Source organism: Streptosporangium sp. H13245, assembly GCF_055690525.1.
Genome location: NZ_JBSZKT010000037.1, coordinates 29,788 through 51,380, shown reverse-complemented (window position 1 = coordinate 51,380; position 21,593 = coordinate 29,788). Strand labels below are relative to the sequence as shown.

Here is a 21,593-nt window from a genome sequence, read left to right as displayed (position 1 = left end):
CGAATCGCGGCAGATGAGCGCGTCGGCGGCTGCCGAGTCGGTCGGCGGGAAAATGGTTGGACGGGACGACATTCAGGCCGATACCGTTCTGCGGACCGTGACATCGCACGAGGAGGTGAGACCCATGAACGCTGCATCGATATGGGTGCTCCCCCTCGTCGTCACGGTCGGGCGATTGACGTAGGTGTCGCCGGGAGCGCCTCGACAAGGCAACCCCGAAAGGCGACAACCTATGAATTCTGTGCATCTCACTTCGGGCATGGGCGAGCATGCCGCAGTGATCGCGCGGGTCGCGGAGAGGCAGTGGCACGCCGTGGAGGACGACCGGGTGGTCGGCCGTGGCTACGCTTCACGCAGACCCGACGGGCGGATCTTCCTCAGCATCGACGCATGGCACGGCACGGTCTTTGACCAACTCGCCGACGCCATGCTGGCGGACCTCCCGAAGCCGCTGTACACGCTGGTCGACGAGGTTGACCTCGACCTGACGTCCAACTGGGAACGAGCCGGTTTCACGACCCGACGCCGCGAGTTGGAGTATCTGGTGCCCACCGACCCGCGGGTCACGGGACTCGGCTCAGTGCTACCACCGTCGGACGTGACGATAGTGGCCGTCGGCGAGGCGGAGGAGGGCCCTCTGCGTACGTTGGACCGCGTGATTCGCGACGAGGTCGAGGCCACCGTCGGCTGGCAGGAGATGCCCGCCGAGGTGGTGCCCCGCCCGGACGGCGCTATCCCGATGGACCCGTCGAAGTACGCGGTGGCAGCCCAGTCCGATGAATACGTGGGACTGGTCCGGGTGGCGCCGGTGCCCCGGCAGCCACGGATCGGGCTGGTAGCGGTCCGATCCGACCAGCACCGCCGCGGTATCGCTCGGGCGCTGCTCGCCCACGTGCTGGGTTCGCTGCACCACCACGGGATCGAAACGGCGTCGGCCGAGGTGACCGAATCCAACCGGGCGGCCGTGGCGCTGTTCGAGGGCATCGGCGCCCGGCATGCGAGCAGCAACCTGGAGCTGGTGCTCCGCTGACGCCCCACCGCATCACCGCGCGAGGGGACCGGGCCCGGCAGCACCCGCCGAGCTGAGCTGACATCGCTTCCCGTAACGCGCGGAACAGCCACTCGCGACAACCGGGGCACCTCGATCACGGTTGCTTCAACGGAATTCGTCTCCTCAACGACCCCACAGTCACCGATCGGAGAAGTGCAGGAAAATGACAAGAACAACAGACGGCATCGAAATCGAGGGCACCGTCATCGAGTGCCTGCGCAACGCCACCTTCAAGGTAGAGCTCCAGAACGGGCACAAGGTGCTGGCGCACATCAGCGGGAAGATAAGAAAGAACTACATCAAGATCTTGCCGTACGACCGGGTGCTCGTAGAACTCAGCCCGTACGACCTCAACCGGGGCCGGATCCTCTTCCGATACAGGACGTAACAGCGAAACAGGAAAAGAAGCATCCGACCTGAATCGGAAACACGCTCGACGCGGTAGTCAGACCTGCGACCCCTTGACCCCCAGGCAGCCCAGAAGGGGGCGGGACCATGCCTGGTACCCGCCCCCACCTGCGGATACGGTCCACGGTAGTCCACCGGCGTCCAGCCTTGTCCGGGGTCGTTGTCACTCAGTTGGTCACGCGGAAATCCGGGGCTCGGAAGGGTTCAGGCGCTCATGGGGTAGCGGGTCAGCAGCTCTCGCACCTCGGGGACGTCGGCGTAGGGTTTGAGCCGTGCCAGGACCACGCGGGCGCGCTGGGTGGTGCGGTCGCTGCTGAGGTCGGCGGACATGTCCAACATCCGCGCCGCCGTGTGCGCCGCCTCCCCGGGCTCGTTGGCATCGGCGAGCGCGACGGAGAGCCACGACAGGTACAGCGCGAGTTCCCGGACATGGGTGGCGTCGTAGCGCGTCAACACCTCACTCAGCAGAGGAACGGCACGCAGCGGGCGGCGCAACTCGGTGTAGGCGCGAGCCTCCATGACCTGGAGCTCATCAGGGCTGACCCAGTACAGGTACGACGGCTCGTCGCCTCCTGCCGTGCCCGCCAGGGCGGCGCTCGCCTCACCCAACGCTCTGATAGCGGGCTGGGCCTCTCCGGCGCGAGCGTGCGCCCAAGCAAGGCGATCCCAGGTCAACGCGCGGATACGCGGTGAGGCATACCGTCCGGCCGCGTCCAGTGCGGCACGGGTCAGTGCCACACTTTCCTGCGCGTCGCCTACGTTGGCAATCTGGTAGGCCAGGGAACCGATGAGGTTGGCCTCCAGGGAGCCGTCTCCGGCTTCGCGGGCGGCGCTGATACCCAACGAGACCGGCCTGCCCTTCACCCCGACCTGGCTTCGGAAACCCAGCCTCGGCGGCCACACGACTTCTGCCCGCCCACCGGCATCGGCCCGCGGCGGTGATCCTCACGGACCTTAGGGGTGCTCATTAGGGGTGTTCACTAACGACGGTTCCGGCATAGGGTCCAGCCAGTATCGGGTGAATGCGACGGGGATGAAATCTTGACATTCACGAAAGAACACGGGAGTAAATCCTTTCATGACACAGAGGTGGGGCGATGACGGGGCCGTCCGCCACGAAAGAGTACGAGAAGATACACGCCGACGCCTTGGAACGGGTGCTCTTAGGGATCCCCTACAATAGCGCCATCCAATTCCACGAGCACTTCGGCGACAAAGATTATCCGAAACATCTCGGCCTATCCTGTGCGTTCCAGTCCTTCGAGGTGGGGCGGCTCGTCGCCGAGCAAACCGGGGTCTCGGCCGAATATCTCATGGACGGCCGCCATGTCGCGGCCGTCTATTTCGAAGAAACGCGGGTCACCGTACTCGACCCCTATCTTCTGCACCGGGTGCCACTCCACCTCGACCTGGCCAACGTGGCCGACGGTGTGGTCCGTACCGTCGCCGACGCCTTCCCGCTGCGCGTGCGCGCCGACAACTCACCCGCTCCCTCCCGGGTCCGGGCCACCTGGCGTCCCGAACGTGACGAGATCGTGCTGGAATACGTCAGATTCAGCCCTCGGCGCGGGCACAACGTCGTGTCCCGGGCTTTCAGCCTCCGCCGCGACACCGCGCTGACCGAGGTGCCACCGCCGCCGGCGATCGTCCGGCCCCTGCTGACGCATCCGGAGCAGAACAACGTCTCCATCCGCGTGGTCCACCCCGGCGATCTCCACCTGCGCGAGGTGGTGTTCCCCCTCACCGGCCGGGCTGCCGGAGTGAAACCCGCCGCGGACGGGCTTCTCACCAAAGACAACCAGGGCGCTGTGAGCCTTCCCGGCACCCGCCGGTTCGACACCGACCTCGCCCTGGTCTCGGAGGCGGTGGGCGAGGACCCCTCCCACGTGATCGCGATCCTGCTCGAAGCGGCGGCGATCCACGACCGGGTGGCGCCCGTCGGCAACCCGGCGATGCCCGAGTACGCGGCGGTGGACGAGTGAGCCCGCCCACCTTCTTCCTGGCCGGTGTGATGCAGGGGTCGCGGCATGGCGCCGACCTTGCCGACCAGTGTTACCGCGACCGGCTGAGCGAGCTGATCTCGCGCCGGTACCCCGACGCTGTGATCAATGAGCCGGGCAGGCTGATGAGCCAGTGGATCGGCGATCGCGAGGTGGCCGTCCGTGCCTCCCACTCGGCGCTGGCCGATCAGCCGGTCATCCGGCGCGAGGAACTGAACGAGGCGCTCACCGAGCTGGTCGGCGTCTTTCACCGGCTCACCGACCTCGCGGCGGCCAGCGACGTGTGCGTGGCCTGGCTCCCGGAGCATCAGGCGAGCATGGGCACCGCCGCGGAGATGTACAGCGCCCACCGCGCCGGGCGGACCGTTGTGACGATCACGCCGATGCGCCAGAACCTCGCCGTACTGGCCTGCTCCAGCATCGTCCTCCCCGACGAGGACGCGTTCGAAGGCTGGCTGGCCGAGTACGGCGAGCGCGGGCAATGGAGAGGAGCCGCCCGGTGAGCACTTTCGACCCCGCCTCGACACGGGATACGACGATCGTCGGCGCGCTGCGCGCCGCCGCCACCGGACCCGGCCGGGACCGGACCTTGATGACCATGCTGAACAGCCGCGGCGATGTCGTCGAGCGGCTGACCGCCGCCCAGCTGGACCTGCGGGTCAGGGGCGTCGCGGCCCGGCTGCGCGCGGCGGGGGTGCGGGGCGACCGCGTGCTGCTCCCCGCGGCACCCGGCTTCGCTTTCCACATCGGCTTCCTGGCATGCCTGTACGCGGGATCGATCGCGGTACCGGTACCGGAGCCGCAGGCCGGCTCCGCCGATAACCGGCTGAGGTCGATCAGCCGTGACTGCGGGGCGCGCGTCATGATTTGCCCCGAGGCGGAGCCGGACGGCCTGGCAGGCATGCTCGTGATTCCGGTGACCGCCGACGACGAGGAGGTTCTGGCGGAACCCGACCCACTCGCCTTCGACCCGGGCGGCATCGCCATGCTCCAGTACACCTCCGGCTCCACCGGCGATCCGCGCGGCGTGGTCATCAGTCACGGAAACCTGGTCGCCAACCAGGTCTCCCTGGCCAAACGGCTTGACGTGACCGAACGCACCACCGTGGTGAGCTGGCTGCCGCTCTTCCACGACATGGGCTTGTGCACCGGCCTGGTGCTGCCCCTGGTCTCGGGTGCCGACCTCGTCCGCATGGAGCCCATGTCGTTCGTACGCGATCCGCTGACGTGGCTGCGGGCGATCTCCGCATGTGAGGACGTCTTCAGCGCCGCCCCCGACTTCGCCTACAACATGTGCGTCAACAGCACCGACGAGTCCACCCGCGCGTCGCTGGACCTGTCGCCATGGCGGCTGGCGGCCAACGGGTCGGAACCGGTACAGGCCCGCACTCTGGACCGGTTCGCCGAGGCGTTCGCCCCGTCCGGCTTCCGCCCGGAGGCTTTCCGCCCCGGGTACGGCATGGCGGAGACCACTCTGGTGGTCACGGTCGCGCCGTCGCTGACCCCGGTGGTCTCCCTGCGAGTGGACCGGACGCTGCTCGCCGAGGGCAAGGTGGAGGAGACCGACGACCTCGACGCGGGCCTTCAGCTCGTGAGCAACGGCCCGCCGACCGACGATGCCGAGGTACGGATCGTCGACCCGCGAACAAGGCTGGAGCTGGGCGAACGAACGGTCGGAGAGATCTGGGTGCGCTCACCAAGCAACGGTCACGGCTACTGGCAGCGCCCTGACGCGTCCGAGGAGACCTTCGGAGCCCGCCTGGCCGGGGTTGACGACGACGGGGAGGGGACCCATGTGCGCAGCGGTGACCTCGGATTCCTCTCCGACGGCGAGCTGTTCGTCACCGGCCGGATCAAGGACATCCTGATCATCGGCGGCATCAACTACTACCCCCAGGACGCCGAGGCGGTGGCGACCGCCGCACACCCGGCCTTCGCCCACCAGCCCGCCGCCGCCTGGCCGCTGGCCGAGGACGAGCCCGGGGTGACGGTGGTGCTGGGGACAACCGAGCGGGACCCCGAGGTGCTGCGTACCGCGGTGCGCGCGGCGGGGATCGCGGTCGCCCGTGTGCTGCCCGCCCCCGTCTCGGTCCTGGCCGTACTGAAGGGTCAGATACCGCGGACCACCAGCGGCAAGATCCAGCGCAGGGAATGCGCCGCACGGGCCAGATCCGGGACCCTCAAGGTGCTGGAGAGGTGGTCAAGCAGGTGACCGGGGCATGTGAGGAGCAGGACGTCAGTGTCGAGGCGGCGGTCGAGGTGATCCGCCGCCACCTGGCCGAACTGCTGGCGATGGAACCGGACGAGATCGACCCTGAGCTGCCACTGAGCGCCTACGGGCTCGACTCCCAGAGCGGGATCTCCCTAGTGGTCATGCTGGAGGAATGGTCCGGCACCTCGATCGACGCCGAAATCGTGATGAACCGGCCGTCGGTGGCCGACCTGGCCGCCGTGGCGGTGCCGCCGCGCAAACGCTGACCGATGACGGCGTCGCGGCGTTGATGGGCTCCTGAGCTGAGTGGACGGTCAACCCGTCGCGGCGCGTTGACCGTCTTCACCCACCTGATCAGGGGAAACTCCCATGAAACCGCACTCGCGTGGATGATCGGTGTCACCTCGTCGTGCACCGCGTCGACGAGGTGACACCACCGCCGACCGGTTCATCTCCGCTGCCCGCGGCCACGCCAGCTTCGGCAGGACTTCGCCGCGACGACGGCGTCCTACAGCGTCTCCAGCCATACTTCCGCATTCCGGGTGAGGAACCTGAGTGTCCTGGTAGGACACCGGCAGCGCGCCGCCCCTGCCTGACACAACCTGGACACGCCCTACCTGAGCAGGCCGGCGGACGCGGGCTTCCCACCGGACGGAGTCGACCTGGCCATCCTCACTCATCCGCACACCGACCACGTCGGCTGAAACACTCGCTGGAGTGACGCTCGGATTCGCTCGTTGGCACCGGCGCTGGCCGGATGCGGCGGAAGATCAGGTGCCATACGGCCCCCATGTTCGAGGCACCGACCTGATTCTGCGTGAACATCCCCAAGCGCACTTGACCCCAACTGGCTCCCGAAGATCGAAAAAGGGGCTCCGGAGAAACTCCGAAACCCCTGCCGACCAGCTAAAACCTGGTCGGGACGACAGGATTTGAACCTGCGACCCCTTGACCCCCAGCCACGAGTTGGGTGTCTGGGACGATCTGAGGGAGTCGGGCGGGGAGCCTCCTGCCTGGGAAAACTTCCGGTTAGATCGGAAACGGTCGGAGCACGTTTGAAGACATTGGCTCCCCAGATTGGCTCCTTTGAGCTTCCGTTCCAAGTTACCTATATCTACATGAACTATGATAAATACCCCCTTGACTGCGACCAGCGGTTGCTAAGTTAGTGATCTTGTAGGTATGCTGACCTTCAAGGCTCCGAAGTGAGCCCCTCAGTCTCGAAGTTACCCGGGAGTCCGATGAGTACCAACGAAGAGCTTGCCCGCAAGCTGGCCGCCGAGCGACGGATCCGAAGTGCATTTAGCCCTTCTGCCCCGATTACCAATCGAGATTTGTTTGCGGGCCGGGCCGAGCAACTATTAAGCGTCAACGATGCGGTAGCAGAGCCCGGACAACACGTAGTCATCTACGGCGAGCGGGGCGTGGGAAAAACTTCACTCGCTACCGTATCAAAGGAAATAATTCTTCCTCAAGATGCCCTTTCAATTAAAATTAACTGTCAGAGCAATGACAGCTTTAGCTCGATATGGAAGAAAGCGTTTGCTGAAATAAAATTCATTTCCACCACTTCGGTCATAGGATTTAATGGCACGCAGAAACAAAACATAATAAGCGCGTTAGAAATATTTGCCTCCGGCGAGGCGATCACGCCCGACCATGTACGATTTGCAATAAAATCCTTGGCAGGAAAAAATCAAATCGTTATCTTCTTTGATGAGTTCGACAGGGTGACCGATGGTGAAATTCACCGTGCATTTGCAGATACACTTAAGACGCTTAGTGATGAAATTCTTCCGGTAACAGTCGTGATAGTTGGGGTAGCAGACAATGTAGATGAACTAATCCACGAGCACGCCTCAATCGAACGAGCACTCGCACAGATCCACATGCCTCGAATGTCACGCTACGAGTTGTCCGATATCGTAACACGCGGTTTTGCATCAGTAGATATGACGGCTGATAAAAAAGTAATTGAGAGAATTACCGCCTTGTCTCAGGGACTACCCCACTACACACACCTGCTTGCCCAACAAGCAGGAGTATCAGCTAGCTACAGTGATTCCGACAACGTCTCATCAGAAGATGTAGATATCGCCATAAAAAGTGCATTGAAGCGAGCACAAGAAAGCATTCATGATCTTTACTATCGAGCAACTTTTAGTACACGAGAGAATATGTATAAGCAGGTTCTCTTAGCTTGTGCGTGCGCCCGCGGGGATGAGCGGGGATTCTTTCCAGCAGCTGGCCTCAGAGAGCCATTATCTAAGGTAATGGGGAAAAAATATGACATCCCACAATTTGCGATGCACCTAAACTCTCTTTCCAGTGATCGTGGCCCAGTGCTAAGCAAGGAAGGCACCACTAAGAAGTTTAGGTATCGTTTCTTGAATCCCCTCATGCAACCCTACGTAATTATGCGAGGCCTTGCTGACGGGATGATTAGCCCTCAAGCCCTCGAAGAGCTTACTACATAAGATGGCAATGCCATAAATCCCCCGTTTATCGGCAGGTAAAATTGCCCCTTCCGTCACACCGGCCTTATAATAATTGGCATTTACTCCCTCCATGTGACCCATTCCGGCAACCTAATTACTGGAATGAGGCCGCATCCTTTCCCCTCCTACTGGAGGTGCTTAGGAGGCATTCAGAAATCGCTTCTTTCGGTCGGCAGCGATTTCCTGGAACACTTGCTCAGAAGAATAAGCTGTGGAAGGAGTACAGAAACTTTCTCCGTCAGGCGTTGAGCAACTTTCAGGCAGCACTTTCTGTCCCCAACCGCTCCGCATGCTTGTTGTACTACTATGCGATGTTGAATTTCGCTAAAGCCGAGCTCTTGCACACCCACTCATCGCTTCTAGTTGGGAAGTTTATCGGACATGGCCTCAGCTTTAGCCCCAACAGAGCCCGCACAGTCGCAGGCGATTCTCTGACTGTCAAAGACGGTGTCTTTCGTCTTTTATACGAGGCACGTACTGGATATCAGATGCCAGTGGGAACGAAACTAGACGTAAAAAGGCTTCTCGGAAATATCCCAGAGATTGGCACCCAGATTCAGGATGCAAATCTTGGGTCCTGCCAAGTAGGTGGGCTAATTCAAGTAGTAGCCGTAGATACAAAGGCGGCATGGCCACTACTTCTGGTTTACATGCCATCCGATCTTTCTCCATCTAGCGTTACAGGAAAATTATTTTTAAAGCATTTTCGGGAAGTCGAGAGGCCCGAAAACTGGAGGGAAATATTCGGGCTAAGCAGACGATTCAATGGGCAGGTGAAATTCTACGAATCAATTCGTCAAGCACCACTACTCTCTTTAGGCAGAGTTAACCAACTTGAAGTGGACAACATTACTTGGGAAATCAAAGACATACTTTGTCCATCAAGCGAGCCTATTTTCGATGCCTCTATTTCGCCAAGCTTGTATAAGACACGCCTATCTCCTATGCCACCATCGTTGGCACGCTACGCTGTAACTTACTATGCCTCCTCACTTGTACGATATAAACCATCCGTTTTTGATTCTCAGCTATTCCCTGAGCAAGCGTATATGTTCGATGCTATTGCCCGCGAATGTGCACTGCCCATGCTCACGGATACACTTTCCGGCCTCGAAGGCTGCGATCAAATGTTTCGCCCTGACGGGAATCTGCGCGTGTAACTCCATCCCAGAATGCAGAGCTATCACGGCCGTACAATGACAGCCTACGTTGGTACGGCCTCCGAGGCTCCTCCACCTAGCCTGGCCTTCTCCTGACTTGGGGCCAAACTCTGAATGTTTAACCTCAGTAACTGTGCGTATAATATGGTTCGTCGGCATAGCTCATCCCTTGTCACAATCCCCCCGCATAGCAGATTGGTAATAAAGCCGTGACATCTCCCGATAAAAGCGTTAGCGTTAATAAAATACAAGAAGGCACGATACTTGAACCGAGTTCCAAGATTCCGAGTGCCCCAAAACCTCAGCGGGCGGACGTCGTACGGAAATTAATTCTCGGTGGATTTGGAACTATCCCAGTTGCCGGATCGGTAGTTAGTTCTCTCGTCGATGTACTATGGAGGCCAGCCTACGAAAAACGAGTTGAGGCGTTTCTGAATCTGCTTGCTGAAGAGATAATCAAAATCGACCAGCGCGTCGAAGATATGGATCAACTCCTGAATCGGGACGTGGTCATCTCAGTCGGCTTGGAAGCTGCAGCCGCAGCAGGAATGAGCCATGACGAGCAGAAGCGTCAATACCTAGCAAATGCCATCACGCGGGTCACTATTGACCCTACCTGGGATGCTCGCGCGGACCTTGCATTAATTATGATCAGGCTCGTACGCGAACTCACTACGACTCATATTCTTATTTTGGATTTTCTGGCGAACCCCCTCGCCTGGCAAGAAGTGCGTAACCGACGGCTAGAAATCAAGCAAGGCGAGGATGGCCGCTTTTACTTCCATGACCTTATTTCCCAAGCATTCAGCAATATTGCTCTTGATTCGGTAAGCATTCAGGCCGTCCTCAGCGACCTGGAGACACGCGGCCTCTTGGCAGCCGCAGATGTCTCAGACCCGCAGTCAGGAACTCAAGCCCGCAACGTGCTAATGCAACCACTAACGAATGATCTAGGGAACTCCCTACTGTCATTTATCTCAGAAGTTAAATTCACCAAAAAAGATGCAGAGCGTGTCGACAGCCATCAAAAGCAAGGGGGCCAATAAGCCAGAATACACTTCTATTTACTTAGGATTCCTTGCGAAATGCGACACTACTTCTCAGAACCCTTGATTTATATAGAGCGAGCCGTTGTCCAGACGCGTTCAAAACTGTCGAGGTAGGTTGTCGCTGCATTGTCGGCACCCGTCCGCGCTAAGTAGATGACGGGTGCCTCGGAGGCGCGGGTGCCGTACGCGTGGAGGTTGACCATGAGTTCGTCGTCTGCGCGGTAGATCGAGTTGTAGAGAACTGTGCCGTGTAACCGGATCTCGATTCCTTGCGTGGCCAGGAGTGGCAGGCACAAGGCGAGCGCGTTTCTGGTCCTGGCGACCATGACGTCCCCTCCTACGCCTTCATCGACTCCCCGCTCTGCCACCTGTGAACTGTCCGGGTCGCCGAGAAGGATGCGCACTCTGACACCGGCCTGTGCTCGCTCGACGAGAAGACGGAGAAGTCCGGTGTCCTCTGCCAGGAACAGGCCGCTGTAGACGAGAATGCCGATTTCGTGTTCTGCGGACTCGAAGAACTTGCGCCAGGTGTCGGCCGGTACGGCCCAGCGGTGTGAGTAGACGGCTTTGATCTCTCCGGAGAGTTCCCGCCCGCGCTGGGTGTTTTTCGACCAGAGGTCGGTCTCGTCGACTTGGAGAAGGTCAGCGACCGCCAGGCGGTGACGAGGATGGGGGACCCTGCCGCGTAGCCAGCGGCCCACGGTCTTGGGGTCTACGGCCAGGCGGGCGGCGATGTCAACGGGTTGCAGGCGCGCCCGTATGAGCGCGTGGCGAAGGTTCTCGTTCATCGGGCACACCTCCACAACGGGGTCCGTGCTGCGACGCTAACATGAGACGTCCCTAGACGTCCCCGAAGTGTGGTGGAGAGGTTCCATGCTCCCCAACAGGCTCATGGCACAGAGCGTGATGGATCAACGCTCTGCCCTCCAACCTCGATGGGAGCTCCGTCACATGGGCACCGTGAAAGAGAACCAGCACGCCTACCAGACCGACTTGCTCACCGCCCTGCGCGGACAGCTCGTCTCCCGAGAGATCATCGCGGTCCTGATCGTTGATCAGAAAGACCGGCCGTGCCTGGACGTCACCGACAGTGCGTTCATCAGCCGCCGGGTCTACGTCCACATCGCGTTCCAGTGGTTCTACTGGGGTGACCAGCCCGACGAGCGGACCTCCTGCCTGCGCCTGTTCCAGGCGGCCGACATCATCGCCGAAGCCGCCCAGAAAGGGTGGCGCGAAGGCGAGCAGGGAGAGCTTGGCCTGGACTTCAGCAAGATCATCGACGCGTACCGCGCCTGACCCGATGGCACCTGGTGAAAGCAAATGGCTGACCGGTGGGCTGGTCTATCCCCAGATCGCCGAGAGGCTTCGTGCTCGGATCTCGGCGGGCGATTACCCGCCGGGAAGCCTCCTGCCCTCGGAGTCGGCTCTCGTTGCGGAGTTCCGTGTGTCCCGGACCACCGCCCGCCGGGGCCTGGCAGTCCTGGAGAGCGAGGGGCTGATTATCGCGATGCCCGGCAAAGGGCGCGTGGTGAGAGACAACGGCTCGACGCTGGAGGCGTCATACCGCTACCAGGCGATCGCTCATGATCTTCGTGAGCAGATCCGCGCCGGGACGCTTGCCGTCGGGACCACGTTGCCCAGCGAACGCGCGCTACGACAGCGGCACGGGGCATCACGCAACACCGTTCGGCAGGCTCTCGCCGAGTTGGAACGCGAGGGGCTGATCACGACGGAACACGGCAAGGGGCGATTCGTTCGCCCGATTCAGGGTGAGACGTCCTAGGACGTCTCGCCCTGAACTCTGGCTCTGCTCTGGGGGACGGTGTCTATCGTGAGCGGCATGGGACAAGCTGAGTGGGCGCGTGACCTGGCCCGACAACTCCTTGAGCAGCCGTTGCCGCGCCGCTGGGCGCATACGCAAGGTGTCGCGGCACAGGCCGAATCGCTGGCCCCGATCCTCGGCGAGGAATCCGATCTGCTGACCGCGTCGGCGTGGCTGCATGACATCGGTTACTCGCCCGAGCTGGTCGACACCGGGTTCCATCCCCTTGATGGGGCGCGCTACCTGCGTGATGTCCACCAGGCCGACGACAAGCTGTGTCGCCTGGTGGCACATCACTCCTGCTCCATCTACGAGGCGACCGAACGCGGCTTGATCGACGCGCTGAACGGCGAGTTCATCAGGGAGCGCCCCGAACTGGTGGAGGCGCTGACCTACTGCGATATGACAACCAGCCCCGACGGCTCCCCCCTCGATGTCGCCGACCGGCTCACCGAGATCCATCTCCGCTACGGCCCAGATCATCTGGTCAGCCGCTCGATCACCAACGCGACGCCGTGCATCACCTCGTCGGTGCGTGCGGTGCTGGCCGCGCTATCCGATGTGCGGGCCGGTGGCGTCGTCTAGGGACTCTAGGAAGTGGCCGATCCGCAGGCGCATCGACCGGTCGGAGGTGAGCGCGTCGATCTCGTCGCGAGGCACCCACCGAACTTCCTTGGATTCGTCGCTCGGTGTGGGTTCCCCGGCGATGGGGCGGGCGGTGAGCACGATGGAGAACTCTTGCCGGGCTTCGCCGTTGCTGGTGTAGAGGATCACGTGCCGGGGGTCGGTGTAGGTGCCGACCAGGCCGGTTATCTCACAGGTGATCCCGGTCTCTTCCAGCGTCTCCCGGACGGCCGCTTGCGGCAGGGATTCGCCGAGGTCGATCGCTCCGCCGGGTACGGCCCAGTTGTCGTTGTCGGAACGGCGGATCATCAGGATCTCGCCCGCGTCGTTGGTCACGATCACGTTCACCGACGGCACGAGGCTGTTGGGTGCGGGGGCTTGGGGATCGTCGTAGAAGTCCAGACGGCGCGCCATGGCTCAGAACTCTACTGGCGTGGCGCGCTCCCAGACGGCCTCGAAACTGCCGACGTAGGTCGTCACCATGCCCCCGCCCTCTACCTTTCGCAGGTGCATGACCGGCGCGTCGGCGGCGACCCTCCCGTACACATGAGCGTTGACCAACAACTGGTCATCGGCCCGGTAGATGGAGTTGTAGAGCACGGTGGGGTGGAGACGGATCTCCACACCTCCGAGCTGTCCCAGTGACCGGTAGTAAAAGAGCGCGGTCCTGATCTGGGCGGCCATCCCGTCCCCAACGCCCTCATCCTCACCGCGCTGAGCGACCTCTCGGCAGTCTGGATCACCGAGCAGGATTCTCACTCGCACGCCCTCGCTCGCCTTGTCGGCGAACAGGCGAAGGAGGCCGGTGTCCTGGGCGATGAAGATTCCGCTGTAGACCAGCACCCCGATCTCTTGCTGAGCTGTTGAGAACAGACGTCCCCACGCGTCTTTGGGCACTGCCCAGCGGTGGGGGTAAATGGTGACGATCTCGTTCTCGGAGACGGCCGCCATCTGTGCGGGAGTCAGCGCGTCCGGCCACAGGTACGCCTCTTCCACACCGAGGAACTTGGCGACGGCGAACCGGTGCTTGCGGTAGGGCGTACGGCCTCGGGTGATCCACCGCTCCACGGTCTTGGCGTCCACCTGGATGGCTTCGGCCAACGCGTCGATGGTGGTGCCGCGTTCGAGGAGTGCCACGCGTAACCGCTCGTTCGCCATCTCACCTGCCCGGCAGAGGGGACGTCCAGGGACCTGGCAATCGTAGACCGGACGTCCTGTACATGTCCCGTCCTGTAGTGATCACGTCCCGCTTCTTTGGCGCACTCTCGGTAGCGCAAGCAAGACCGGAGCTACCAAGGAGTGATCGACATGATCAATGACATCCTCCTGATCGTCGGCATCGCGCTCGGTACGGCCGTCATCGCTGGCTACGTGCTCATCCTGATCGGGATGCGTCAGGAAGACCGTCACATGCGGTTGGCCGACGTACCCCCGACCCGCGCGGCGGGCCTGGCCCGGCGCGTCACCGGCTGCCACGTACGAAGCGGCACCGCTACCGCCCCGCATGCCCCCGGAAGGGGGTGAGCCGTGGACATCCCCCTGTTCATCGTGTTCCTCACTCTCTTCCTGGCCGGTGCCGTGCTGGTGATGTACGTGCTGCTGATCATCGGCATCCGCACCGAGGACCGCCGCATGAACATCACCGCCCCGCCCCGCACGCTCATCGAGGCCGTGACACGGCGCCTGCTGGGCGTGCGCGTCCGCCACCACTCCGACATCGACCCCCATCCCCACGACGCGAGGAGGTGAATCCGTTGCGCGCTCTCACCCCGTTCGGCCGTCGCTGCCTCTGTGGCGCTCTCACTGACCCCGGTACCGGTCGCTGTCGCAAGTGCCGTGCCCGTGCCCGCTGGCACCGCCGCAAGGCCCATCACGACAGCGTCTGACCTGCAAAAGGAGGTGAAGTCCCCATGACCGTGTCGATTCCCCTGGTCGTGCTGCTGGGCGTCGTCGTGCTCGTCGCCTGGCGCTACCTCGGACTACGCCTGTGGCAGGCGATCACATGTCTGCTCTTCGGCTTCTTCCTGGCCGCGACCGCCCTCGGCCCCGACATCCGCCAGCTGGTGGATGCCGCGCTCAGCTGGCTCACCGGCTCCTGACCCCCGTCCCCTGACCGAAGGAGGGATGCCTAGTGCCCCACACCCACCCCTATCCCGACCGTGATCTTCAGGAGGTCATCGCCCGCAACCGCACCGCCCGCCAGATCCTCACCGCCTTCTCCAGCGCCACCCTCACCCTGACCGACATCTGGCAGTACCTGTTCACCGCCCTGGACGACACCCTCACCCTGACCACGCAGATCACCGGCCTGCGCGCCGAGCTGGCCCGGACCCGTCGCAGGCACGCCGACCTGATCGCCGCCGCCCGCGCCACCCTGGCCGCCCACCACGACGGCGAAGCCGACCCGCTGTTCTACCTGCGCGACGAACTCACCGCCCAACACCCTCCGACGGGTGATGCCGGATGAGCAGGCACCGCACCTCCCGGCGCCGCCTGCGCCGCAACGCCCGCCGTATCCGCCGCGACGGCATCGAACCCCTGATGGTCCTGTCCGATGACCTGGAATTCGCGCCCCTGGCCGTCGTGGCCATCACCCGTGCTCTGTGGCGCTACCGCTCCGAACTCACCCCGCTCACCACGGCACTGCTCACCCTCGTGAGCGGGGTGATCCTGCACACCGCTTACCCGACGTGGTGGCCAACCGCCCTGATGCTCACCGCTGTCCTCGCGTGGGCGCTGATCTTCTTCGGCCGGTGGGTCAACCTCACGCGCCGCATCGAACGCGGCTACGCCGCCGCCGTTGTGCTCCTGGTCGGCGGGTGGATCGCCACGGCCGCCGCGCTCGGCCCGTTCACGACGCCGCTTCCGGCGCTGCTCGGCGTCGGTGGGGTGCTCACCGCGCTTCCGTGGTGGGCACATCGCCGGCGCCGTGCCAGGGTGCGGGTGGAACGCACCCTGGCCGCCTGGCCCGACATCGCCCGCGCCGTCGGCCTGACCGGCTCTCGCATCCAATCGGCGATCGTCGACCTGTGGGGATATCGCGCCAGGATCGCCCTGGCGCGTGGCCAGACGGTAGAGGACGCCATCGCCAAAATCCCCGCTCTGGAATCGGCTCTCGGTACCCGGCGCGGCTCGGCTCGTATCCAGCCGATCCCTGAGCGCGCCAACCGCCTGGAGTTGCGGGTGATTGAGACCGACCCGCACGCCGATGCGATCACCTGGCCCGGACCGTCGGTCACCTCGATCACCCAGCCGGTCAAGCTGGGCGTGTTCGAAGACGGCAGCCCCGTGCGCGTGTCCCTGCTGCGTCGTCACGCGCTGGTCGGCGGGGTGGCCGGTGCGGGCAAGAGCGGTGGCGTCAACATCATCCTCGGTGACCTGTCCGCCTGCCCCGATGTCGTCATCTGGGGCGTCGACCTCAAGCGCGGCATGGAACTCCTGCCCTGGGCCTCCTGCCTGGACCGGCTGGCCACCACCCCACAGGAAGCCGAAACACTGATGCGCGACGCGGTGGCCATCCTGGACGGGCGCGCCGATGCCCTCGCCCAGCACGGCAAACGCGTCTGGGAGCCGCGCCCGGACGCGCCCGCCCTGATCGTGTTGATCGACGAGTACGCCGAACTCGTCGACGAGGCCCCCGGCGCTATCCGGCACGCTGACTCCATCGCCCGACGCGGACGCGCGGTCGCCGTCACCCTGGTCGCCGCGACCCAGCGCCCGTCACAGAAAGCCATGGGACAGGGCGCGGTGCGCTCCCAGATGGACGTACGACTCTCCTTCCGGGTCCGGGAGCGCCGCGACGTCGATCTCATCCTCGGCCAAGGCATGCTCAAAAGCGGATGGCACTCACACACCCTCAACGCCCCTGGCAAGTTCCTCATCAGCGCCCCCGAGCACGACATCCCGCGCCGCGCCCGCACCTACCTGCTCGACGACGCCGGGGTCCAGCGCACCGCCACCCACTACGCACCCCAGCGCCCGGCGCTCGACTCCATCTCCGTCGCCGCCCTCGAAGCCACCACCCCAACCGCACCGGACCCGCCGGACGGCACCGACGCGTCGCCTGCCCCTTCCAAAGACGCCCGCCCGGACGGGACGCAGGACGCCGAGAACGCCCTGTGGACCGCCCTGCGCGACGCCCCCGCCGACGGCGTCTCGATCGACGACCTGATGCGCACCACCGGCATGGGCCGATCGTGGATCTACTCCCGGCTGCAAGAGCACGTCCGCTCCGAACGCGTCATCCAGGTCAGCCGGGGACGTTGGCGCGCCACCCCTGAGACCTGACAGTCGGTAATCGTCCACGTCCATGTCCACGCGCGCGTCTGCACGTAAGGGCGGCATGCCCGTCCGTGGACGTTCACGCGGACGATCACGCAAGGTAACCAACGGAGGTGATCAGCCGCATTCAACCCGTGCCCGAGCAGGGTGCGAAAGGAAGGAGGTGAGACGTGCAGGCGTACACCGTCGAACAAGTCGCGGAGATGCTGAACGTGGGGCGCGACAAGATCTATTTTCTGCTCAGAACCGGTCAGCTCCGCAGCATCAAGATCGGGAAGCTGCGCAGGATCACCGATCGGCACCTGACCGAGTTCATAGCCACCCTCGAAGACACCCACTAGAAGTGCATTGCGCCGCAATGCAGCGCAATGCATCGTGGTACGCTGCTCCCGAACGGCTCGCCCCCACGGAATCCAGGGCACCGCGAGCCGATCTTTCAGGCACGAACAGCGGCTGAGACCAGGACGATTCATCGCCACGGGCGCGCCGGACGGGACCACCGCTGCCACCACAGAGAGAGCGGCATGGCTACCGAGAACTACAGCTTGAGACTCGACTCCGACCGTCGGGACAAGCTCCAGAAGATCGCCAAGAAGCAGGATCGTGACATGGCCTATGTCATCAGGAAAGCCATTGACGAGTACATCGAGCGGCACGAGAACGACAACGGCTGACAGAGACGACAGCTCTGATCCCCACGAATCCGGTGGTACGCCTCGACGGCGGATCAGGGCACGCACGATCGGACCGGCAAGAGAAAGGAGGAAACCGCATGAAGATCACCATCGGGAAGTACGAAGCGTCCATCTATCCGGAAGGAGACGGGTTCACCGGCGCCATCAGTCTCGGCTTCGACGCCACCGGCAAGCGCCAGCGCGTCAAGCGCAAGGGGAAGACCAAGGCACAGATCAGGGACAGACTCCGCGAAGCCGTGGAGGATCTGGAGGCGGGCATCAAGACGGAGGTCAGATACTCCGTCGAGGACGCCGTCAACGACTTCTTAGAGAAGGGACTGAAGGGGAAGGCCAAGAGCACGATCGACAACTACCGGTCTCTGGCGCGCAAGAACCTGATCCCCCAGATCGGGGCCGTCAAGCTCAAGGCGCTGACGGCGGACCACCTGGGCAAGTGGCTGGACGAGCGGGCAGAGGAGTTGTCCACGCGTTCGCTCCGCCTGGTTCACCAGATCCTGGAGCGCGCGATTCGCCAGGCGCAGGCACGCGACAGGGTGAGGCGTAACGTCGCAAGTTTGGTCATCGTCCCGGAAGGCCAGGAGGGTCACCCCTCGAAGGCGATGACCCTGGAGCAGGCGGTCAAGCTGCTTGAGGCGCTGAGGACCACCGCCGAGTTCCGTCTCTCGGCGTACGTGGTGCTGTCACTGCTGGCCGGTATCCGCACCGAGGAGGCACGCGCGCTCACGTGGCCGGAGGTAGACCTCAAGGCGCGCACGGTCGCCGTGTACCGCTCCGTGCGGGCCAAGGGTGACACGAAGACCAAACGATCGAGGCGAGTTCTGAAGCTGCCCAAGAAGGCGGCCGAGCGGCTTCAGGCGGGCGAGAAGTGGCAGGATCGCGATCTCGTCTTCTGCCGTGAGGACGGCACGGCGCTCGACCGGTGGCAGGTGCGCCGGGAGTTCCAAAAGATCACCATGTTGGCGGGACTCGGCGAGGACTGGACGCCTCGCGAACTCCGCCACAGTTTCGTGTCCATCCTGAGCGCGCACGACGTGCCGGTGGAGGACATCAGCGATCTCGTGGGCCACGTCAGCACGCACGTGACCGAGACGGTCTACCGTCACGAGATCAGGCCCGCGCTCACCAAGGGCGCCCAGGCCATGGACAAGATTCTGAAGAGGCAGAGCCGGTCTGCGTGACCCAGTGGCTCCCCGTTTGGCTCCCGAAGATCGAAAAAGGGGCTCCGGAGAGACTCCGAAACCCCTGCCGACCAGCTGAAACCTGGTCGGGACGACAGGATTTGAACCTGCGACCCCTTGACCCCCAGGCAACCCGAGCGGTTCCCCGACCAGGGGTGATATCGGCTCTGACCTGCAGTTACCGTCTCTGGCCGTCCACCGGCATCCAGCCCTGTCCATGGTGGTTGTCACCCAGTTAGTCACCCAGAAACAATGGCTGCCAACAAGCGTCTTCATCGATGCCGTCAGGCGTTCCTTCACCGCTTGGTGACCAAGCTCCATTGTCAGTGCTTGCTGCGATCATGCCACTCACATGGCGGAGGAAGGACTGACGGATGCAGAAACCAGGCGCTTCGGGAACGGATCGCGGCACGAGGAAGACCGATCTGGACGTACGCGCCCATCACGAGAAGGTCCAGATCCGGTGGGCCGTGGCAAGCGATCCCGCCACGCCCCCCGAGACCCTCGAAGCCATGGCGATGGACCCCTCCCGCACGGTCAGGCGTGCCCTGGCGGCTCGGACCGACGCGCCGGGCAAAGTCTTGCGTGCGCTCGCTCAGGACCCGGATTTGAAGACCCGCCAGACTCTTGTCAAGAATCCCTCCTGCCCATCCGATGTCCTGATCAACATGGTCGAAGACCCTCACTGGTCGGTTCGATGGTCAGTACCGGAGCATCCGGCCGCCGACTCCGAGGCCCGCCGCGCCATCTGCCGGTCCGCGGATGAGGTTCTGCGTGGGTTGCTCGCCGAGCAAGACGGGTTGGACGAGGAAACAAACTCGGTACTCGCCGCAGACCCCTCTCCCAACGTCCGAGCGCGCCTGGCGGCTCACACCGACGCCCCGGACATCCTCGCCACCCTGATAACCGACGCCACCCCCAAGGTTCGTGCCGGTGCGACTGAGAATCCGATCACCACGATGAACCAGCACCGCCTTCTCTCAAACGACAAGTCCGCAACCGTGCGCAAAGCCGCAGTAACGTCGGAAAAACTCCCTCACGACGAATTACACCGGCTTGCCCATGACCGGTCGGTCGACGTGCGGTGGTATCTGGCCCTATGGCCCACGACGCCGGAGACCGTCTTACGAGTTCTCTCCGGGGATCCCCATCCCGGTGTGGTAGCCCAGGCCAAAGCCAGACTCGGGGAGAACACCTAGCTCGCTCAAGCACTTATGGGATAGCGGGTCAGCAGCTCCCGCACCTCGGGAACATCGGCGTAGGGCTTGAGCCGCGCCAGGACCACGCGGGCGCGCTGGGTGGTGCGGTCACTGGTGAGGTCGGCAGACATGTCCAGCATCCGCGACGCCGTGTGCGCCGCCTCCTCGGGCTCGTTGGCGTCGGCGAGAGCGACGGAGAGCCACGACAGATACAACGCGACTTCCCGCACGTGAGTGGCGTCGTAGCGCGTCAGAACCTCGGTCAGCAGAGGAACAGCACGCAGCGGGCGACGCAGTTCGGTGTAGGCACGGGCCTCCATGATCTGGAGTTCATCCGGGCTGACCCAGTACAGGTACGACGGTTCTTCGGCTCCGGCCGTGCTCGCCAGGGCTGCGCTCGCCTCACCCAGCGCTCTGATGGCGGGCTGGGCCTCCCCGGCGCGAGCGTGCGCCCATGCGAGACGGTCCCAGGTCAGTGCGCGGATACGCGGTGAGGCGTGCCGTCCGGCCGCGTCCAAAGCGGCGCGTGTCAGTGCCACGCTTTCCTGCACGTCGCCGACGTTGGCAATCTGGTAGGCCAGGGAACCGATGAGGTTGGCCTCTAGGGAGCCGTCTCCGGCTTCGCGGGCGGCGCTGATGCCCAGTTGGTAGGTCTGGGCGGCCTGGTCGTGCTGGCCTGCGTCGCTGGCGATCCATCCCACGATCTGTGCCAGTTCGCCGATGTTGACCAGCAGCGCCCGGCCTGCCTCCTCGGTGTGGGTACCGCACCGGTAAAGACGCACCGCCGCGTCAAGCTCACGGAAGGCAGGACGGATCAGGTCGCTTCCGGCGATGACGTCATCAGCGAGTCGCAGGCCATGAACCCGTGCCGCCAGATCCTGCACGGTGCCCATCCCGACCCTTCGCCCTGCCCCGGCGGGAAGGCGCGACAGTGGATCACCCTCAGGCATGATCGCGGCAAGTACCTGGGCCGGTGACTTCCGGGCCGCCTTGTTCGCCAGGTCGAACAGCTCGGCCTCGGGGAGATCGAACGCCCGGCAGTACAACACCCGGTAGGGGTCTTTGGGCTGGTGCCTGCCCTTCTCCCAGTCCTTGATCATACGGATCAGGGATTCACGGGTCGGCAAGTGAGCACGAGTGCTCTCGTCGGCCGCCTCGGTGAGTGCCCTTGCCATCTGCCGTTGCGACCACAGCCGCTCGCGTCGCTCGGCGCGTAACCTCAGCGCCCAACCCGGAATCTCGTCCATCACCGCGCCCTGGGGGAGACATGGGAGACCTGCCGTCTCCCCCAGTCTCCCCTATCGCCTCCTGTGCGAGCACGTGTATGGGCGATGTCATGGGAGGACCGCGAAAAAGCGGAACCCGCAGGCGCGGACACGCCATACGGGTTCCTTGATCGCACACTGGAGGTGCGAC

At 63.5% G+C, this 21,593-nt stretch carries 27 protein-coding genes; 22 read left to right on the top strand and 5 right to left on the bottom strand.

Annotated elements, in window-relative coordinates:
• Positions 1-259 precede the first annotated feature (259 nt).
• Together ACW9TB_RS32875 and infA are read left to right on the top strand one after the other, a co-directional pair.
• Entirely contained in the window at positions 260-1,030 is a 771-nt protein-coding gene (locus tag ACW9TB_RS32875; RefSeq protein ID WP_472751995.1) for a GNAT family N-acetyltransferase, read from the top strand.
• Positions 1,031-1,214: 184 nt separating this feature from the next.
• The gene (gene infA / locus ACW9TB_RS32870; RefSeq protein WP_472751994.1) at positions 1,215-1,439 is read left to right on the top strand and encodes a translation initiation factor IF-1; all 225 of its coding nucleotides are present in this window, start codon (positions 1,215-1,217) and stop codon (positions 1,437-1,439) included.
• 224 nt (positions 1,440-1,663) lie between these two features.
• On the opposite strand, the gene ACW9TB_RS32865 is transcribed toward infA, so the two are convergent.
• On the bottom strand, positions 1,664-2,068 hold the full coding sequence (locus ACW9TB_RS32865; RefSeq protein WP_472751993.1) for a hypothetical protein: 405 nt from the start codon (positions 2,066-2,068) through the stop codon (positions 1,664-1,666).
• A 656-nt stretch (positions 2,069-2,724) separates the two neighbouring features.
• Between ACW9TB_RS32865 and ACW9TB_RS32860 the strand changes: the two genes are divergently transcribed.
• The 8 genes from ACW9TB_RS32860 to ACW9TB_RS32825 all read left to right on the top strand — a co-directional run bounded on the left by ACW9TB_RS32860 (position 2,725) and on the right by ACW9TB_RS32825 (position 10,375).
• The gene (locus ACW9TB_RS32860; protein ID WP_472751992.1) at positions 2,725-3,441 is read left to right on the top strand and encodes a hypothetical protein; all 717 of its coding nucleotides are present in this window, start codon (positions 2,725-2,727) and stop codon (positions 3,439-3,441) included.
• Positions 3,438-3,962, top strand: coding sequence for a hypothetical protein (locus tag ACW9TB_RS32855; RefSeq protein ID WP_472751991.1), 525 nt, complete (start codon positions 3,438-3,440; stop codon positions 3,960-3,962). The genes ACW9TB_RS32860 and ACW9TB_RS32855 overlap by 4 nt, the downstream gene beginning before the upstream one ends.
• A complete protein-coding gene (locus ACW9TB_RS32850) occupies positions 3,959-5,671 on the top strand; it encodes a fatty acyl-AMP ligase (RefSeq protein ID WP_472751990.1) in 1,713 nt (570 codons plus the stop codon). The genes ACW9TB_RS32855 and ACW9TB_RS32850 overlap by 4 nt, the downstream gene beginning before the upstream one ends.
• Positions 5,656-5,937: an acyl carrier protein gene (locus tag ACW9TB_RS32845; protein WP_472751989.1), complete on the top strand. Its 282-nt coding sequence runs from the start codon at positions 5,656-5,658 to the stop codon at positions 5,935-5,937. The genes ACW9TB_RS32850 and ACW9TB_RS32845 overlap by 16 nt, the downstream gene beginning before the upstream one ends.
• A 336-nt stretch (positions 5,938-6,273) precedes the next feature.
• Entirely contained in the window at positions 6,274-6,375 is a 102-nt protein-coding gene (locus ACW9TB_RS32840; protein ID WP_472752019.1) for an MBL fold metallo-hydrolase, read from the top strand.
• 537 nt (positions 6,376-6,912) lie between these two features.
• Complete coding sequence (locus tag ACW9TB_RS32835) at positions 6,913-8,148, top strand: nSTAND1 domain-containing NTPase (protein WP_472751988.1); 1,236 nt, start codon at positions 6,913-6,915, stop codon at positions 8,146-8,148.
• 155 nt (positions 8,149-8,303) lie between these two features.
• Entirely contained in the window at positions 8,304-9,329 is a 1,026-nt protein-coding gene (locus tag ACW9TB_RS32830) for a YaaC family protein (protein ID WP_472751987.1), read from the top strand.
• Positions 9,330-9,538: 209 nt separating this feature from the next.
• A complete protein-coding gene (locus tag ACW9TB_RS32825; RefSeq protein WP_472751986.1) occupies positions 9,539-10,375 on the top strand; it encodes a hypothetical protein in 837 nt (278 codons plus the stop codon).
• 68 nt (positions 10,376-10,443) lie between these two features.
• Here the strand turns inward: ACW9TB_RS32825 and ACW9TB_RS32820 are convergent, their stop codons facing one another.
• Positions 10,444-11,166 (bottom strand): XRE family transcriptional regulator, encoded by a 723-nt coding sequence (locus ACW9TB_RS32820; protein ID WP_472751985.1) that lies wholly within the window; start codon positions 11,164-11,166, stop codon positions 10,444-10,446.
• 163 nt (positions 11,167-11,329) lie between these two features.
• Between ACW9TB_RS32820 and ACW9TB_RS32815 the strand changes: the two genes are divergently transcribed.
• The 3 genes from ACW9TB_RS32815 to ACW9TB_RS32805 are packed head-to-tail and all read left to right on the top strand — an operon-like array spanning position 11,330 to position 12,785.
• The gene (locus ACW9TB_RS32815) at positions 11,330-11,674 is read left to right on the top strand and encodes a hypothetical protein (RefSeq protein WP_472751984.1); all 345 of its coding nucleotides are present in this window, start codon (positions 11,330-11,332) and stop codon (positions 11,672-11,674) included.
• A gap of 4 nt (positions 11,675-11,678) precedes the next feature.
• The gene (locus ACW9TB_RS32810; RefSeq protein ID WP_472751983.1) at positions 11,679-12,161 is read left to right on the top strand and encodes a GntR family transcriptional regulator; all 483 of its coding nucleotides are present in this window, start codon (positions 11,679-11,681) and stop codon (positions 12,159-12,161) included.
• 57 nt (positions 12,162-12,218) lie between these two features.
• Positions 12,219-12,785: an HD domain-containing protein gene (locus tag ACW9TB_RS32805; RefSeq protein WP_472751982.1), complete on the top strand. Its 567-nt coding sequence runs from the start codon at positions 12,219-12,221 to the stop codon at positions 12,783-12,785.
• On the opposite strand, the gene ACW9TB_RS32800 is transcribed toward ACW9TB_RS32805, so the two are convergent.
• Entirely contained in the window at positions 12,753-13,238 is a 486-nt protein-coding gene (locus ACW9TB_RS32800; protein WP_472751981.1) for an NUDIX hydrolase, read from the bottom strand. The genes ACW9TB_RS32805 and ACW9TB_RS32800 overlap by 33 nt on opposite strands.
• Before the next feature lie 3 nt (positions 13,239-13,241).
• Positions 13,242-13,982, bottom strand: a complete 741-nt coding sequence (locus ACW9TB_RS32795) for a helix-turn-helix domain-containing protein (protein WP_472751980.1) — start codon at positions 13,980-13,982, stop codon at positions 13,242-13,244.
• A gap of 150 nt (positions 13,983-14,132) precedes the next feature.
• Here ACW9TB_RS32795 and ACW9TB_RS32790 point away from each other — a divergent pair, with 150 nt between their 5' ends.
• The 9 genes from ACW9TB_RS32790 to ACW9TB_RS32750 all read left to right on the top strand — a co-directional run bounded on the left by ACW9TB_RS32790 (position 14,133) and on the right by ACW9TB_RS32750 (position 20,177).
• Positions 14,133-14,348, top strand: a complete 216-nt coding sequence (locus tag ACW9TB_RS32790) for a hypothetical protein (protein ID WP_472751979.1) — start codon at positions 14,133-14,135, stop codon at positions 14,346-14,348.
• Between the two features lie 3 nt (positions 14,349-14,351).
• Positions 14,352-14,573 (top strand): hypothetical protein, encoded by a 222-nt coding sequence (locus ACW9TB_RS32785; RefSeq protein ID WP_472751978.1) that lies wholly within the window; start codon positions 14,352-14,354, stop codon positions 14,571-14,573.
• Between the two features lie 161 nt (positions 14,574-14,734).
• Positions 14,735-14,923: a hypothetical protein gene (locus tag ACW9TB_RS32780; RefSeq protein WP_472751977.1), complete on the top strand. Its 189-nt coding sequence runs from the start codon at positions 14,735-14,737 to the stop codon at positions 14,921-14,923.
• Positions 14,924-14,955: 32 nt separating this feature from the next.
• Positions 14,956-15,291, top strand: a complete 336-nt coding sequence (locus ACW9TB_RS32775; RefSeq protein ID WP_472751976.1) for a hypothetical protein — start codon at positions 14,956-14,958, stop codon at positions 15,289-15,291.
• A complete protein-coding gene (locus ACW9TB_RS32770) occupies positions 15,288-17,111 on the top strand; it encodes an FtsK/SpoIIIE domain-containing protein (RefSeq protein WP_472751975.1) in 1,824 nt (607 codons plus the stop codon). Before ACW9TB_RS32775 ends, ACW9TB_RS32770 begins: the two co-directional genes overlap by 4 nt.
• 164 nt (positions 17,112-17,275) lie before the next feature.
• On the top strand, positions 17,276-17,446 hold the full coding sequence (locus tag ACW9TB_RS32765; protein ID WP_350947037.1) for a helix-turn-helix domain-containing protein: 171 nt from the start codon (positions 17,276-17,278) through the stop codon (positions 17,444-17,446).
• A 204-nt stretch (positions 17,447-17,650) separates the two neighbouring features.
• Positions 17,651-17,779, top strand: a complete 129-nt coding sequence (locus tag ACW9TB_RS32760; RefSeq protein WP_472751974.1) for a CopG family ribbon-helix-helix protein — start codon at positions 17,651-17,653, stop codon at positions 17,777-17,779.
• A gap of 98 nt (positions 17,780-17,877) precedes the next feature.
• Positions 17,878-18,978: a site-specific integrase gene (locus tag ACW9TB_RS32755; protein ID WP_472751973.1), complete on the top strand. Its 1,101-nt coding sequence runs from the start codon at positions 17,878-17,880 to the stop codon at positions 18,976-18,978.
• A 374-nt stretch (positions 18,979-19,352) separates the two neighbouring features.
• The gene (locus ACW9TB_RS32750; protein WP_472751972.1) at positions 19,353-20,177 is read left to right on the top strand and encodes a hypothetical protein; all 825 of its coding nucleotides are present in this window, start codon (positions 19,353-19,355) and stop codon (positions 20,175-20,177) included.
• A gap of 5 nt (positions 20,178-20,182) precedes the next feature.
• On the opposite strand, the gene ACW9TB_RS32745 is transcribed toward ACW9TB_RS32750, so the two are convergent.
• A complete protein-coding gene (locus ACW9TB_RS32745) occupies positions 20,183-21,424 on the bottom strand; it encodes a transcriptional regulator (RefSeq protein ID WP_472751971.1) in 1,242 nt (413 codons plus the stop codon).
• Between the last annotated feature and the right edge of the window lie 169 nt (positions 21,425-21,593).

What these genes read in the sequence shown, in the direction of transcription:
- infA (WP_472751994.1), top strand. Translation starts at nt 1,215, where the DNA reads ATGACAAGAACAACAGACGGCATCGAAATCGAGGGCACCGTCATCGAG.
- ACW9TB_RS32815 (WP_472751984.1), top strand. Translation starts at nt 11,330, where the DNA reads ATGGGCACCGTGAAAGAGAACCAGCACGCCTACCAGACCGACTTGCTC.
- ACW9TB_RS32750 (WP_472751972.1), top strand. Translation starts at nt 19,353, where the DNA reads ATGCAGAAACCAGGCGCTTCGGGAACGGATCGCGGCACGAGGAAGACC.
- ACW9TB_RS32810 (WP_472751983.1), top strand. Translation starts at nt 11,679, where the DNA reads ATGGCACCTGGTGAAAGCAAATGGCTGACCGGTGGGCTGGTCTATCCC.
- ACW9TB_RS32745 (WP_472751971.1), bottom strand. Translation starts at nt 21,424, where the DNA reads ATGGACGAGATTCCGGGTTGGGCGCTGAGGTTACGCGCCGAGCGACGC.
- ACW9TB_RS32790 (WP_472751979.1), top strand. Translation starts at nt 14,133, where the DNA reads ATGATCAATGACATCCTCCTGATCGTCGGCATCGCGCTCGGTACGGCC.
- ACW9TB_RS32770 (WP_472751975.1), top strand. Translation starts at nt 15,288, where the DNA reads ATGAGCAGGCACCGCACCTCCCGGCGCCGCCTGCGCCGCAACGCCCGC.
- ACW9TB_RS32805 (WP_472751982.1), top strand. Translation starts at nt 12,219, where the DNA reads ATGGGACAAGCTGAGTGGGCGCGTGACCTGGCCCGACAACTCCTTGAG.
- ACW9TB_RS32755 (WP_472751973.1), top strand. Translation starts at nt 17,878, where the DNA reads ATGAAGATCACCATCGGGAAGTACGAAGCGTCCATCTATCCGGAAGGA.
- ACW9TB_RS32800 (WP_472751981.1), bottom strand. Translation starts at nt 13,238, where the DNA reads ATGGCGCGCCGTCTGGACTTCTACGACGATCCCCAAGCCCCCGCACCC.
- ACW9TB_RS32875 (WP_472751995.1), top strand. Translation starts at nt 260, where the DNA reads ATGGGCGAGCATGCCGCAGTGATCGCGCGGGTCGCGGAGAGGCAGTGG.
- ACW9TB_RS32780 (WP_472751977.1), top strand. Translation starts at nt 14,735, where the DNA reads ATGACCGTGTCGATTCCCCTGGTCGTGCTGCTGGGCGTCGTCGTGCTC.
- ACW9TB_RS32820 (WP_472751985.1), bottom strand. Translation starts at nt 11,166, where the DNA reads ATGAACGAGAACCTTCGCCACGCGCTCATACGGGCGCGCCTGCAACCC.
- ACW9TB_RS32835 (WP_472751988.1), top strand. Translation starts at nt 6,913, where the DNA reads ATGAGTACCAACGAAGAGCTTGCCCGCAAGCTGGCCGCCGAGCGACGG.
- ACW9TB_RS32795 (WP_472751980.1), bottom strand. Translation starts at nt 13,982, where the DNA reads ATGGCGAACGAGCGGTTACGCGTGGCACTCCTCGAACGCGGCACCACC.